Consider the following 14,573-nt stretch of genomic DNA (forward strand, 5'->3'; position numbering starts at 1 on the left):
GCACCGTTTTACCGCCTTTTTAACCAAGGACAAGGCGTAAGCCTCGTCGCGGTTAGCAAATGCTTGGTGCTCTTGTATTCCTGCAACACCTTACGAACCAAGGTTAACACAGCGTTAACGCAAGATTCCCAAGTAAGCAAAAACTGTATCATTAAAGAGCGTAAACACCATCAAGCTCAGGACAAGGGCAAATCCGATGCGGAAGCCAATTTCCTGAATTTTGATGCTGAGCGGACGCCCCCTCACTGCTTCAACCAAATAATACATGAGATGGCCGCCGTCGAGCATAGGAACCGGCAAAAGATTGAAGATACCGATATTTAGCGAGAGCAAAGCCGTCAGATTTATGAGTGCGATGATTCCCAGGGTCGCAACCTCCCCGGAAACCTTGGCCACCTTGACCGGACCACCCAGCTGTTCCACGTCACCGCGACCGACAAAGAAGTCGCCCAGAAAGGCGGCTGTCCGCTGCACGATGAAGCGAATTTCTTCGGTGGTCATGCCGATCGCCTCGATCGGTCCCGGCCGGTACAGCGTCACGTCCGTTTGTTCAACGTCCCGGCTCACCCCGATTCGCCCAATTTTCTGGGTATTGCCGAACCGGTCCTGCACCTCCACCGCCTCGGGCACCAGCACCAGCGTCTCCACCCTGTCGGCGCGCTCCAGCTCGATGCTCACCGCCCGTTCCGGACTGGTGGCAACCAGACGCTGGAAATCCTCGAAGCCGCGCACTGCATAGCCATCCACCGAGACGATAATATCGCCCGGCTCCAACCCTGCCACCTGCGCCGGCGAATCCGCAATGACCGTCCCTACCACCGGCGGTATGGTGTAGCGCCCATAACCCAGCAGCAGCGCGTACAGGATCAGAAAGGTCAGGATGACATTGGCAACCGGCCCGGCCAGCACCACCGCAATGCGCTGCCACACATTCTTGTTGGCAAACAGCCGTGGCGCCAGCTCCGGATCGGCCTTTTCCATGGCCTTGCGGTCCGGCGTGCTGGCTGGATCCATATCGCCGACAAAGCGCACATAGCCGCCCAGCGGGATTGCCGAAATCCGCCAGCGTGTGCCCTGCTTGTCATTCCAGCCAATCAGTTCCCGGCCAAAGCCGATCGAAAAGGTCTGGATGGCAATGCCGTTCCAGCGGGCGACCAGATAGTGGCCCATTTCGTGCACGAACACGATCACGGTCAGCACCGCCAGAAACGGCACGACATAGGAGAGCAGCCAATAGATGAATTCGAACATTGTCTTCCTTGTGCAGCCGGCGCGTGAGGCCAGCCTACCAGTAGAGCAGTCCCTCGGCGACTGAACCGAAGCCGGAATGCAGGGTGCCGATCAAGAGCACCAGCAACACGCCAAATGTGAGGCTGTCCAGCCGATCCATCAACCCGCCATGGCCCGGAATGATATCGCCACTGTCCTTGATGCGGAAATGCCGTTTGACGGCACTCTCGCTCAAATCACCCGCCTGCCCCAGCACGCTGATGACCGCCGACAGCACCAGACCGATCCACCAGGGCGAATCCGTCGCCAGGACCCAGACCCCCAGCCCTGCCCCGGTCCCCAGCGCCAGTCCGCCCAGCGCGCCCGACCAGGTCTTGCCCGGCGAAATATCGGGGGCCAGTTTCTCGCCGCCCATCTGCCGGCCGGTGAAGAAGGCGGCAGAATCGGTCATCCACACCACCGTACCCAGATACAGCCCGGCCCAGACCCCGGCCATGCTATCGCCGCGCATCACCAGCGCCGCAAGGATGATGGCACCAAACAGCACCAGGCCCAGCACCCGCCACCAGACACCCTCGCCGCGCGCCGCAATGGCAACCACGCAAGCCAGCCCAATCACGGCGACACTGCCCAATACGCCCCATAGCGGAAAGATCAGTCCCGACAGCGCCAGCAAGCCGATCAGCACCATGCCGATCGGGGTCAGTGGCGCGCGCGAGACCATGGTTTCCCACTCGCGGTAAGCGCCGGCAAACACCGCGCCAACCACGGCGGCGAAGAAATAGCCGCCGACAAACAGTGCGGTCGCCGTCAGCGCGATCATCACCAGCGCCGAAATCAACCGGGGTCCCAGATCGTGCCAAAGATGGCGGCGCGGACCGGGAACAACCGTCAAAGATCTATTGGGTTCGCTCACTTTTGCGCCGTTCCTATGCCGCCGAAGCGCCGATCGCGCCGCGAAAATGTCTCAAGCACCCGCACAAAGCTGGATTCATCAAAATCAGGCCAGTGCTCATCGACAAAAACGAACTCGGCATAAGCCGCCTGCCACAGCAGGAAATTGGAAATGCGCTGCTCGCCACTGGTGCGAATGATCAGATCGGGATCCGGCAGTCCCGCCGTATATAGCGCTGCGTCGATAGTGGCCTCGCAAATATCGTCGGCCGACAGGCGTCCAGCGGCAACCTCGCGCGCAATCCGGCGCGTCGCCTCGGCAATCTCGGCCTTGGCGCCGTAATTGAAGGCCACCACCAGCACCAGCCCGGTATTGCCTGCCGTCTTGGCCTCGACATCGTCGATTACCCGCACCAGAGAAGGCTCCAGGCCCTCGCGCGTACCGATGATCCGTACCTTCACATTGTTGCGGATCAGCCGCTGCAGATCGGATGCAACAAAGCGGCGCAGAAGATTGAAAATGAAAGCAACCTCTTCGCGCGGCCGCGTCCAGTTCTCGGATGAGAAACTGAACACCGTCAGGTGCTTCACGCCGTAATTGATGCACAGTTCGACCAGATTGCGCAGCGCCTTGACGCCCTCGATATGGCCCTCGGTCCGCCGCTTGCCACGCGCAATTGCCCAGCGTCCATTGCCATCCATGATGACGCCGAGATGCTCTGGCACGCGCACAGGCGCGTGCTGCACAGGATCTGCTGCGATGGCCGGATCAATAGACATCTACGCCCTCCAGCGCAGCGGGCTGTCTCAAACCTGCATGATTTCAGCTTCTTTGGTCGCAACAACCTGATCGATCTCGGCAACGGCGGCATCAGTGGCTTTTTGCACCAGATCGGACTGGGCGCGCACGTCATCCTGCCCAAGATCACCGTCTTTTTCGGCCTTCTTGAGCGCGTCCATGCCATCGCGACGGATGTGCCGCACCGCGACGCGCGCCGCTTCGGCATAATTGTGGGCGACCTTGGTCAGCTCGCGACGACGCTCTTCATTAAGCTCGGGCAGCGGCACGCGAATGATCTGCCCCTCACCCATCGGATTGAGCCCCAGACCGCTATCGCGAATGGCCTTTTCAACCGCATTGGCCATGCTGCGATCCCACACCTGCACGCTGAGCATGCGCGCCTCGGGGACGGTGACGGTGGCAACCTGGTTGAGCGGCATGCGCGACCCGTAGGCCTCCACGGTCACCGGCTCCAGCAGGCTGGCGCTGGCACGGCCGGTGCGCAAGCCCATCAATTCGTCCCGCAGGGACGCAATCGACTTCTGCATGCGGGTTTTAAGGTCGTCCAGGTCATATGCCATTTTTTTCGTCCTTCCAGTCCAGATCTGCTAGCCAACGCGCGTCGAACGGGCAGTCCCCGCCAGCACGCCAGCCAGGCCAGCTTCGTCGTCAAGTGCATATACGATTATCGGCAAGCCATTGTCGCGGGCAAGCGCGAATGCTGCAGTATCCATGACCTTGAGATTGCGGCCAATGACTTCATCATAGCTCACCGTTTCATAGCGGGTGGCGTTGGGATCGGTCTTGGGATCGGCTGAATAGACGCCATCCACCTTGGTCCCCTTGAGCAGAACATCGCAATCGAGCTCGATGGCCTTGAGCGCTGCGGCTGTATCGGTGGTGAAGAACGGATTGCCGGTGCCGCCGGCGCACACCACCACAAAGCCCTCATCAAGCGCCGCCTTGGCAGCGCGGGCGGTAAAGCTGTCGGCCACCGATGGCATGTTGAGCGCCGAGAACACCTTGGACTTCATGCCCTGCCGGGTGATGGCATTGCTCAGGGCCAGCGAATTGATCACCGTGCCCAGCATGCCCATCAGATCGGCGGTCACCCGGTCGGTGCCATTGGCGGCCACGGCCATGCCGCGGAAGATATTGCCAGCCCCGATCACGATAGCGATCTGCGTGCCGCTTTTGGCGGCATCAGCGACCTGCTTGGCGACGGACTGCAGAAATTCAGGTTCAATACCGAATGATTGGTCTCCGGCCAGCACCTCACCCGATACCTTGAGCAAAATGCGTTTGTAGGCAGGCACCATCATCGAACCCCTTGCGGAAAAAACGGCGGGGCACCGAATCCGGCAGCCCTGCAGACACTAAGGCAAAAGCGCCTTCAAAAGAAAGCGCTACGCCAGTTGAAACGAATTCAGACAGAGTTTTGTGCTCAATCCCGGGCCAAAACATGGCCGAGCGGGAGAACGGCGGGCAGGCCCTTGGGCCCACCCGCAATCTTGTGGGGCGTGACTAGCTCTTCACGCCGGCAGTGGCAGCGACTTCAGCGGCGAAGTCGCTCTCGGCCTTCTCGATGCCCTCGCCCAGGGCAAAGCGCACAAAGCGGGTCAGCTTGATCGGCGCACCAACATCCTTTTCGGCGTTCTTGATGGCGTCGGCGACCTTGGTCTCACCGTCGATCACAAACACCTGGCTGAGCAGCGTGACTTCTTCGAAGTACTTGCGCATCCGGCCTTCGACCATCTTTTCGGCGATCTCGGCGGACTTGCCGCTTTCCTTGACCTGCTCGAGAATGATGGCACGCTCGCGCGCCACCACATCCTGATCCAGTTCGTCGGTCGAAATCGCCTGCGGCTGGGCCGCTGCGATGTGCATCGCCAGCTGCTTGCCGAGAGCCGACAGCGCAGCCTTGTCGCCGCTCGATTCCAGCGCCACCAGAATGCCGATCTTGCCCAGGCCGGCCTTGACGGCGTTGTGGACATAGCTTTCCACCACGCCATCCGTGACCGAAACGATCGCGGTGCGGCGCAGATTCATGTTTTCGCCGATCTTGGCGATGGCGTCGTTCAGTTCGGCCGAAACCGAATGGGCCGAGCCCGGGAACGGCATGTCGGCCAGCTTGGCGACATCGCCATTGGCGTCCAGCGCCAGCTTGGCAATGGTGCCGACAATGTCCTGGAACTGCTCGTTGCGGGCAACGAAATCGGTTTCCGAGTTCACTTCGACAGCGGCAGCGCTGGTGCCGGCGGTAGCAATGCCAACCAGACCTTCAGCGGCAACGCGGTCGGCCTTCTTGGCGGCCTTGGCCAGGCCACGGGTGCGCAACCAGTCGATTGCCGCTTCCATGTCGCCATTGGTTTCAGCCAGGGCCTTCTTGCAGTCCATCATCCCGACGCCAGTCGAGTCGCGGAGCTGCTTGACCATTCCTGCAGTGATTTCCATGGTGTCACCTCTTGGCGGCCCCATCACCGGGGCCGCATGGTTCAAATCAGTACAATGTTCGCCAATAGCGAACTTAGTTGACGGTTGGCTCTGCGGCCGGTGCTGCAGCGGCAGGCTCTGCGGCAGCAGGCGCTTCCGGAGCGGCTTCAACCGGCAGCTCTTCAGCCGGTGTACGCTCGGTGGCGCCGGCATCCGCACCGAAATCCGACGACGAACGGGCAATACCATCGATGGCCGCCTTGGCGATCAGCGAGGTGTACAGCTCCAGCGCGCGCGAGGCATCGTCATTGCCGGGGATGGCGTAGTCGACCGTGTCGGGATCGCAATTGGTATCGACGATGGCAATAACCGGAATCCCCAGACGACGGGCTTCCTTGATCGCATTGGCTTCCTTGTTCGTGTCGATCACGAACAGCAGCGATGGCAGGTTGCCCATGTCCTTGATGCCGCCCAGATCACGCTCCAGGCGCTCACCTTCGCGGCTCATCATCAGACGTTCCTTCTTGGTGCGCAGAGCGAGCTGGTCTTCGCTCATGCCTTCCAGCTCGCGCAGGCGAGCGATGGACTTGGAAATCGTCTGCCAGTTGGTCAGCGTGCCGCCGAGCCAGCGCGAGTTCACAAAATACTGGGCGGACTGCTTGGCAGCCTCGGCCACCAGGGGGGCAGCCTGACGCTTGGTGCCAACGAACAGCAGACGGCCGCCATCAGCAACCGTGTCGCTGACCAGCTGCAGCGCACGGCTCAGTGCCGGCACGGTCTGGCTCAGATCGAGAATGTGGATGTCGTTGCGAACGCCGAAAATGTGGCGTTCCATCTTGGGGTTCCAGCGGTGCTTCTGGTGACCAAAGTGAACGCCAGCTTCGAGCAATTGACGCATAGAAAAATCGGGCAGTGCCATGATGGCTGCTCCTTGTTTACCGGTTGATGCCTCCACGAAGCCTTGCGACGGTATCCCGCCACCGGATGGCATTTCGGTTTCCCGAAACACCTGCCTCGTGTGTGAAATCGCGCTGACACGCAGTCAAACGCATGCGCGCTATAGGCGAAGACCGCCATAAAGGCAAGCGCAAGCGCCGCCTGCGACGCGGGTATCGGACAAGACGGACTCCGAGACGGCTTTCGCCCCTTGAGTAAAATAAAATGAGACGAGAGCCGTCTCGGAGCGCTGGTTTTTGGAACTGTCCGGCGGCATGGGGGTCGCTCGCCCCCTCACGGCCGGACTTGGAACCTGTGGAAGAGGTGCCTCCCACCCAGCTCACCCCACCACTGTTCACCTGCAGGCCGCCGTGTGGGGTGATGGCGGCAGTATGCGCGCGGTTTTGGCTGCGGGGATAAGATGGGCACATTCGCCATTGCGGGGTGACGTTCTGCCGGCGCCGAACAGGTAACCGCACGCTTACCGATCAGGCAGGATTGGTCACCGCCGCGCTCCCGTCCGCATCGTCATCGTCCTTGCCCGCGGCATAGGCGCGCGACAGGTCGCGATAGGGGCGCGAATTGAAGGCGATCACCGTCACCAGCACACCGACCATGCCGGCCAGGGTGAAGACCAGCGCCATGCCCCGGTCGGGACCGGTACCGAACCAGAAGCCGATCGATTGCGCCCCTGCCCCGTCGGTCATGAACGGGATCACCACGAACTGGGTGAGCGGTCCGATCAGGAACGCGGTCAGGGGCGAGGCGGATTGCTCCACCGACTGGGCAAAGCCGAACACGCGCCCCTGCCGTTCCAGCGGCACCACCTTCTGCAGGGTGGTGTGTTCGGCCGCCTCGGCATAGGGCCCCAGCAGCATCCAGACGAAACAGCCTGCGGCCAGCAGCCAGATCGAGGATTGGAGCGTAAAGACGCAGCAGGCGGACCAGGTGATCAGGTTCACCAGCAGCAGCGTGCGCAGCGGGTTCTTGCCCAGTCCGGTGCGGGAGATGATGATGCCGCTCAGGATAAAGGCGGTGGACAGCACGCCGAACAGCAGGCCCCAGACCTCGACGCTCACCAGCGACAAGCCATAGGCGTCGAGCAGCGCCATGAAGATGCCACCCAGGAAATTGTTGAAGCAGGCAAAAAAGATCAGGGCAAACAGCCCCGGCACGGCGGCAATCACGCCGATCGTGCCGGCGATATCGACGCGCCTGGGTTCGGCCGGCTGATCGGCGCTCGGCGCCACGCGTCCCTCATCGACGCGCACCAGGCCAAGATGCAGCAGGACCAAAACTGTGCTGACCAGGGCCAGGCTGATCACGCCGAACATGCCGGTATAGGCGACCAGAAAGCCGGAAATAACCGAGGTGGTGAGAAAGCCGATGCCCGAGACCATGCCGACCAGGCCATTGGCCTTGTCGCGTTCGCCTTCCGGAATAAGGATCGTCACCAATGTGGTCAGGGCGATGGAGCGGATATTGCCGGCAATCACCCCCAGCATCACCAGCAGCACGAAGCCCCAGAGATAGGGGCCATAAGGGTCGGTAAAGGCGCCTTCCGGCTCCAGCAGCAGGATCACGAGGCTTGCCCCGTAGAACAGCGCCGAGACCAGGCTCGAGCCCAGCATCGCCGTTTTCTTGGCATTGTGATCGACGATCGAGCCGAACCAGAAGCCGAAACCCGCGGTGAATACCAGATAGACGCCGGCGATCATGCCGGTCGCGAACACCGACTGGGTTTCAATGAAGGTCCAGAACGTGATGGCGAACCAGACGGTGAAATTGGTGATATTGGCCACGAGGTTATTGGCCAGGATTTGGTGAAACGGCTTCATCTTTCGGCCTCGTTCCTGCGGCCGCGCGCTATGCGGGCGGGCAATTGCTGAGTGTAGCTGTGCGCCGGCAGACTGACGAGATGTGTCAGCAGCCGGCACCATGGCGACGAGCAGCAAAGGGGGTTTTCGACACGCTTGCGCGAAGGGAGGCCGCGTATGCCGGCGATTCCGGGATGAGCTGCAACAACGCAGGGAGCAGCCGGTCTGACGGTGCGAACGGAAAAAGGCGGAGGACGGGCTCCTGGCAGTCGCGCATCCTACCCGAACGACACCATCTAAGCAGAGCGCGCCTGCGACCGGGCCGACCGGAGGTCCCGGGCCGGTGATTGTCCGAACAGCCGGCCATATTCGCGGGTAAATTGCGGGATGCTCTCATAGCCAACGGCATAGGCCGCATTGCTGATGGCAGCGCCCTCGGCCATCAGCATTCGGCGCGCTTCGATCAGCCGGAACTGCTTTTGAAACTGCAGCGGCGTCAGCGACGTCACGGCCCGGAAATGGTCATGGAAGGACGAGGTGCCCATGCCTGCAGCCTTTGCCAGCTGCTCGACCGGCAGCACGTCGGCATGGCGTTCGCGAATGATCGCTACGGCACGGCGGATGCGCTGGACATGGCTGTCGCTGACACCAAGCGCCCGGATGGCACCGCCATGGCGTCCGGAGAGCAGCCAGAAGTGGAGCTCGCGAACAAGCTGGTTCTGCAGGACCGACAGTGAGGCCGGGCGATTGATCAGCCGCATCAGGCGCAGGGCCACATCAGCCACCTCTGCATCAGTGGGATCGACGCGAACCGGCTGACCAGCCACGAATGGCGACGAGCCGATCTCGTCGACCAGGGTCGCGATGACAGACGGATTCAGGTCGACGATCAGGGAATAGTAGGGTTCGGCGGCATTGGCCCGGGTGACCTGGCTGACGGTCGGCACATCGGCGGTGATGAGCAGCGAGTCCCCCGCACCGAAGTCGTAGGTGTCGCTACCCTGCATAACCCGTTTGTTGCCCTGCAATACCAACGCGACCATGGGCGAATTGATGGCGAACTGCAGGGCCGTCGGAACCAGTTCCCGAACGATCGTCAGGCCGGGTATGGGCGTCCTGGCTATGCCCACCGCGTCGGTGTGGATCGAAGCAAAGCGATGGACGGCGGCGAGCAGGGTGTTTTCCATAGCAAAACTCTAGTGCCAGGCGCTGACGACCACAACCGGCATTGGAGGATTAGGCAAGACAAGTCGAGTTTCGGGCAACCGGGGCTTCTTCAGCCGGGCAATAACGCCTTCCATCAATCGCAACGGAAGGACATCTCCATGACAACCATATCCATCGTCACCGGCGCCAGCCGCGGCCTGGGTCGCAACACGGCCCTCAATATTGCCCGCATGGGCGGCGACGTCATCCTGACCTATCGCAACGGCCAGGAAAATGCCGAGCGCGTGGTCGCCGAGATCGCGGCTCTTGGCCGCAAAGCCGTGGCCCTGCAGCTCGACACCGGCGTCGTCGCCAGCTTCCCCGCCTTTGTCGAAAAGGTGCGCGCGATCCTTGCTTCCTGGGAACGTGACGGCTTCGATCACCTCGTCAACAATGCCGGGCATGGTGAGATGGCAATGCTTGCCGAAACCACCGAGGCCCAGTTCGACGCCCTGTTCGACGTGCATGTAAAGGGCGTGTTCTTTCTCACTCAGGCGCTGTTGCCCCTGCTGGTCGATGGCGGTCGGATCGTCAATTTCTCGAGTGGGCTGACCCGCGTCTCCAGCCCAGGTTTTTCAGCTTACTCCGCTGCCAAGGGCGCCGTCGAAATCATGACGCTCTATATGGCCAAGGAACTGGGCAGCCGCGGCATTACCGCCAATACCATTGCGCCCGGCGCGATCGAGACGGATTTCCTGGGTGGGGTCGTGCGCGATACGCCGGCCTACAAGGAAGCCTTTGCCGCCATGATCGCCCTGGGCCGCGTGGGCCTGCCGGACGATATCGGGCCAGCCGTCGCCAGCCTGCTGCAGCCCTCCAACCGCTGGGTCACCGCGCAGCGGATCGAAGTTTCGGGCGGCCAGAACATCTAGCCATACCGACAGGCACGGTCGTCGCGACCCAGGCGATGACCGGGCCACCTCGGCCAATGCGGTCGATCCATTCGCGACAATTCGGAATGGCGTGACAAACGCACTAGTAGCACCAGCGCTGATAGGCCGGGTTGTCGACTTTCATATCCTCGAACAGCCAAACCATCCTGTCCAGAAACCAAGTCTTGGCGAGGATAACGCCGCCGATTCCGGCAAGGGTCGGCCAAGCGTCCAGCATGGCCAGTCCGTAAATCGCCAGAAGCGAAGTTGAACCGTTGAGGATCGAAAGCAGCAATGCCGCCCGTCGATGCCCGGCAGGAATGGGAATCAGCTTGCGATTCAACCATACCCGTTCACCGAGCACCGCCTTTGACGCCCAATTGTCTGTTGAGTTGGGCTTTGGGAAAATCCTGGGATTAGCCCAGATCCAAAGCATGGCGGCGGCAATTGGCAGCAGCGACCACCATCCGAGCCAGATGCGACTCCATATCCCCATGGCGAGCAGCGGCAGGCCCAGATAGCGCGTATAAACGCTCAGGGGATTGGCATGACGTTGCCATGTGGCGTCATCCATCGACATGATGCGTTCCGCGATACTGTCATTGCCACTCATGCTGACGCTCCCTGCTTCGCGAAAATCCCGAAACCTGCAACAGACAGGATCGGGGGACAAGAACCACCTGCAAGGTCCGCTTCAGGCGTCCTCACCTCATGACCTGAACGACCCAAACGGGGTCGGAAGCTGTCAGCGCGTTGTGGTATGGTCCGTCGATCCAAGCGCCGACCCTCGGCGGCCCAGAGGCCCAATGCGCGGCCTCAGCCTGGACTGGGTCGATCCCCTCAGTGAAACCGCACATCCGTCACGCCGTCCAGCGCCTTGATGCCGCCGGCGACGGCGGTGGTGAGCAGATAGGTGCCGGGCAGTTCGATCTCGTATTCGCGGGCGCCGCCCTCGCGGATGACCACGAAATTGACGCTCCCCTCCCCGCCCCGCTTGAGCTGCGCAGCGATGGAGCCGAGCGGCGCGGCGCTGGCGGCGAACACCGTCAGGCGCCGGTCGATCTTTTCGGCCATGCCCTCGATCAGCTCGGCCGACAGCAGGCGCAGGCTGACGCCTTCGGCGCGTTCATCGGCGCCCACCTGCAGGATCACCGACTTGCCCGGCTGCAACAGGGCGCCGAACTGGCTGATCTGCTCGGAAAAGGCGATCACCTCAAAGCTGCCGGACTGGTCGGACAGCGTCAGGATCATCATTGGCGTGCCCTTGCGGGTGCGGCGATCCTGCCGCCCGCTGATCGTGCCGGCCAGCCGCCCGGCCGAAGCGCCATCCTTGACGGCGCGCTCGAAATCGGCCCAGCGCTGCACGCGCAGCTTGTCGAACATATCGGCATAGGCATCGAGCGGATGGGCCGAAAGGTGAAAGCCGAAGGCACTCAGCTCGCGGTCGGCCCGCTCGGTGGTGCTCCAGTCCGGCACGCCCTCGGGCAGGCGCACGGTTTCGGGCTCACCGGCGTCGAACATGTTCCACTGGCCCTCATTGCGCTCGGCGGTCAGCGAATGGGCCATGCCCATCACCGCCTCGATGGCGGCAAAGGCCACCTCGCGCCGCGGCACGATGGCGTCAAAGGCGCCGGCATTGGCCAGGGTTTCCAGCGTGCGCTTGGAGAGCACGCGCGGATCGACGCGGCGGGCAAAATCGCCCAGATCGGCAAACGGGGTATCGCCGCGCACCTCGACGATGTGTTCGGCCACCTGCCGACCCACGCCCTTGACCGCGCACAGGCCATAGAGAATGGCCTTGTCCTTGACCGAAAACACCACCTGCGAGCGGTTGACGCAGGGCGGCACCAGCTCGATCTTGTTGCGCTTGGCCTCGCTGCGGAACTCGGCCAGCTTGTCGGTATTGCCCATGTCCAGCGTCATCGACGCGGCGAGGAATTCGTGCGGGTAATGCGCCTTGAGATAGGCCGTCTGGTAGGAGACGAGCGCATAGGTCGCCGCATGGCTCTTGTTGAAGCCGTAATTGGCGAATTTGGCCAGCAGGTCAAAGATCGTATCGGCCTGGCCCTGCTTGAGCCCGTGCCGGATGGCGCCCTCGCGGAAGCGCTCGCGCTGCGCATCCATCTCGGACTTGATCTTCTTGCCCATGGCGCGGCGCAGCATATCGGCTTCGCCCAGCGAATAGCCCGAGAGCAGCTGGGCGATCTGCATCACCTGCTCCTGGTAGACGATGATGCCATAGGTCTCGTCGAGCACCTTGGAGAGGTCCTCGTGCGGATATTCCACATCCTCGCGCCCGTGCTTGCGGTCGCAGAACATCGGAATATTGTCCATCGGACCGGGGCGATACAGCGCCACGATGGCGATGATGTCCTCGAAGCGGTCGGGTTTCATGTCGAGCAGCGCCCGACGCATGCCGGCGCCCTCGACCTGGAACACGCCAAAGGTGTCGCCGCGGGCATAGAGGTCGTAGGTCGGCTTGTCGTTGATCGGGATGTCTTCAATGCGGAAGCTGCCGCCATCCAGATTGACCATATTGACCGCGTATTGCACCGTGGTCAGGGTTTTCAGGCCCAAAAAGTCGAACTTGACCAGCCCGGCGGCCTCGCTCCACTTCATATTGTACTGGCACACCGGCATGTCCGAGCGCGGATCGCGATAGAGCGGCGCCAGATCATGCAGCGGCCGGTCGCCGATGATGATGCCCGCGGCATGGGTGGAGGCGTGGCGGAACAGGCCTTCCAGCACCTTGCCTATCGCCACCAGGTCGGCCACCGTTTCGTCCTCGTCGGCCATGGCCTTGAACTCGGGGACTTCCTTCATGGTGCGCTCGATCGACCACGGATCGGCCGGATTGGCCGGCACCATCTTGCAGATGCGGTCAACCTGGCCATAGGGCATCTGCAGCACGCGACCGACGTCGCGCAGCACGGCGCGGGCCTGCAGCGTTCCGAAGGTGATGATCTGGCTCACCTGCTCGGTGCCATATTTGCGCTGCACGTAGCGAATGACCTCTTCGCGCCGGTCCTGACAGAAGTCGATGTCAAAGTCGGGCATCGAGACGCGCTCGGGATTGAGGAAGCGCTCGAACAGCAGATTGTAGGCCAGCGGGTCCAGATCGGTGATGGTGGTGGCATAGGCCACCAGCGAGCCGGCACCCGAGCCACGCCCCGGCCCCACCGGAATGCCCTGCGCCTTTGACCAGCGGATAAAGTCAGCCACGATCAGGAAATAGCCGGGGAACTTCATGGAGGCGATGATGCCCAGCTCGAACTCCAGCCGCTCCCAGTATTCCGCTGCCGTCTTGCCCGGCGCCGGGCCCGTGGCCGCGAGGCGATTGCGCAGGCCCTCTTCGGCCATGGCGCGCAGCGCGTCGGCCTCGGCGGCCACCGCATCGTCCTCGCTCAGATCGGGCGCGGCGGCGAATTTGGGCAGGATCGGCTTGCGCGTCAGCGGCCGATACGAGACGCGCCGCGCGATCTCCACGGTCGAGTCCAGCGCTTCGGGCAGGTCCGAGAACAGCGCGGCCATTTCGGCGCGGGTCTTGAAGTAATACTGGTCGTTCAGCTTGCGCCGCTCGGTCTGGGCCAGCACGGTGCCGCCGGCAATGGCCAGCAACGCGTCATGCGCCTCATATTCCTTGACCGATTTGAAGAATGGCTCATTGGTGGCCACCAGCGGAATGCCCTTGCGATAGGCATAGTCGATCAGCCGCGGCTCCACCGCCGCCTCCTGCACCCGGCCATGGCGCTGCAATTCGATATAGAAGCGCTCGCCAAACAGCTCCGCCAGGCGGTCCAGCCGCTTGATGGCATTGGCGTCCTGCCCCTGGGCAAAGGCCATGTCGATGGCCCCCTCGGGGCCACCGCTCAGGCAGATCAGCCCGTCGAGCCGATCGCGGCTGAGCCAGTCGAGCTGCGCCCGCGCCGTGCCGCCATCGCCCTCGATGAACGATTGCGACACCAGCCGCGACAGATTGCCGAACCCGGTTTCGGTCTGCGCCAGCAGCACCACGCTGGACTTGCCCGCCCAGGCGACATGGCCGCGCTCGCTGACGCGCTCTTCGCCGGCGGCGAAATCGATGGCCAGCTCCACCCCGACCAGCGGCTGAATGCCCTTCTTGCTGGCCTTTTCGGAAAACTCCAGCGCGCCAAACAGATTGCCGGTATCGGCAATGCCCAGCGCGGGCTGCGCGTCTTCGCCGGCCAGCTTGAGAATGGTGTCGAGCTGCAGCGCCCCCTCAAGCAGGGAATAGGCAGAGTGGACGTGAAGGTGAATAAAACCGGGGCCTGTCATGACTACCTTTATGACTGGCGCGGGACGATGATCATACCGTGCCGATGGCGCAATCCACAGCGCAGCGCGCGCCGGGTTTCAGCGCCGCACGCTGCAGACGCTGCAGCG

At 62.4% G+C, this 14,573-nt stretch carries 12 protein-coding genes; 1 reads left to right on the forward strand and 11 read right to left on the reverse strand.

Annotated elements, in window-relative coordinates:
* Positions 1-114: 114 nt before the first annotated feature.
* From rseP to ABFY71_RS01575, 9 genes are all read right to left on the reverse strand, one after another.
* Positions 115-1,251 carry an RIP metalloprotease RseP gene (gene rseP, locus ABFY71_RS01535; protein ID WP_347944378.1) on the reverse strand — a complete coding sequence of 379 codons (1,137 nt, stop codon included), beginning with the start codon at positions 1,249-1,251 and terminating at the stop codon, positions 115-117.
* Positions 1,252-1,285: 34 nt separating this feature from the next.
* Entirely contained in the window at positions 1,286-2,146 is an 861-nt protein-coding gene (locus ABFY71_RS01540) for a phosphatidate cytidylyltransferase (protein ID WP_347944379.1), read from the reverse strand.
* A complete protein-coding gene (uppS, locus tag ABFY71_RS01545) occupies positions 2,143-2,904 on the reverse strand; it encodes an undecaprenyl pyrophosphate synthase (protein ID WP_347944381.1) in 762 nt (253 codons plus the stop codon). Before uppS ends, ABFY71_RS01540 begins: the two co-directional genes overlap by 4 nt.
* Positions 2,905-2,931: 27 nt before the next feature.
* Complete coding sequence (gene frr, locus ABFY71_RS01550) at positions 2,932-3,486, reverse strand: ribosome recycling factor (RefSeq protein WP_347944382.1); 555 nt, start codon at positions 3,484-3,486, stop codon at positions 2,932-2,934.
* Between the two features lie 27 nt (positions 3,487-3,513).
* Entirely contained in the window at positions 3,514-4,227 is a 714-nt protein-coding gene (gene pyrH / locus ABFY71_RS01555) for a UMP kinase (RefSeq protein WP_347944383.1), read from the reverse strand.
* 202 nt (positions 4,228-4,429) lie between these two features.
* Positions 4,430-5,359: a translation elongation factor Ts gene (gene tsf, locus ABFY71_RS01560; protein ID WP_347944384.1), complete on the reverse strand. Its 930-nt coding sequence runs from the start codon at positions 5,357-5,359 to the stop codon at positions 4,430-4,432.
* A 73-nt stretch (positions 5,360-5,432) separates the two neighbouring features.
* Positions 5,433-6,257 carry a 30S ribosomal protein S2 gene (gene rpsB / locus ABFY71_RS01565; protein WP_305577713.1) on the reverse strand — a complete coding sequence of 275 codons (825 nt, stop codon included), beginning with the start codon at positions 6,255-6,257 and terminating at the stop codon, positions 5,433-5,435.
* Between the two features lie 505 nt (positions 6,258-6,762).
* On the reverse strand, positions 6,763-8,112 hold the full coding sequence (locus ABFY71_RS01570; protein WP_347944385.1) for an MFS transporter: 1,350 nt from the start codon (positions 8,110-8,112) through the stop codon (positions 6,763-6,765).
* A 275-nt stretch (positions 8,113-8,387) separates the two neighbouring features.
* Positions 8,388-9,278, reverse strand: a complete 891-nt coding sequence (locus ABFY71_RS01575; protein WP_347944386.1) for an AraC family transcriptional regulator — start codon at positions 9,276-9,278, stop codon at positions 8,388-8,390.
* A gap of 138 nt (positions 9,279-9,416) precedes the next feature.
* Here ABFY71_RS01575 and ABFY71_RS01580 point away from each other — a divergent pair, with 138 nt between their 5' ends.
* On the forward strand, positions 9,417-10,169 hold the full coding sequence (locus ABFY71_RS01580; protein ID WP_347944387.1) for an SDR family NAD(P)-dependent oxidoreductase: 753 nt from the start codon (positions 9,417-9,419) through the stop codon (positions 10,167-10,169).
* A 103-nt stretch (positions 10,170-10,272) separates the two neighbouring features.
* On the opposite strand, the gene ABFY71_RS01585 is transcribed toward ABFY71_RS01580, so the two are convergent.
* Both ABFY71_RS01585 and dnaE read right to left on the reverse strand, forming a co-directional pair.
* Positions 10,273-10,782 carry a DUF6653 family protein gene (locus ABFY71_RS01585; protein ID WP_347944388.1) on the reverse strand — a complete coding sequence of 170 codons (510 nt, stop codon included), beginning with the start codon at positions 10,780-10,782 and terminating at the stop codon, positions 10,273-10,275.
* Positions 10,783-11,009: 227 nt separating this feature from the next.
* Positions 11,010-14,465 carry a DNA polymerase III subunit alpha gene (gene dnaE / locus ABFY71_RS01590; protein ID WP_347944389.1) on the reverse strand — a complete coding sequence of 1,152 codons (3,456 nt, stop codon included), beginning with the start codon at positions 14,463-14,465 and terminating at the stop codon, positions 11,010-11,012.
* Positions 14,466-14,573 lie beyond the last annotated feature (108 nt).

Source organism: Devosia alba (genome assembly GCF_039938915.1).
Taxonomy (GTDB): Bacteria; Pseudomonadota; Alphaproteobacteria; order Rhizobiales; family Devosiaceae; genus Devosia; species Devosia alba.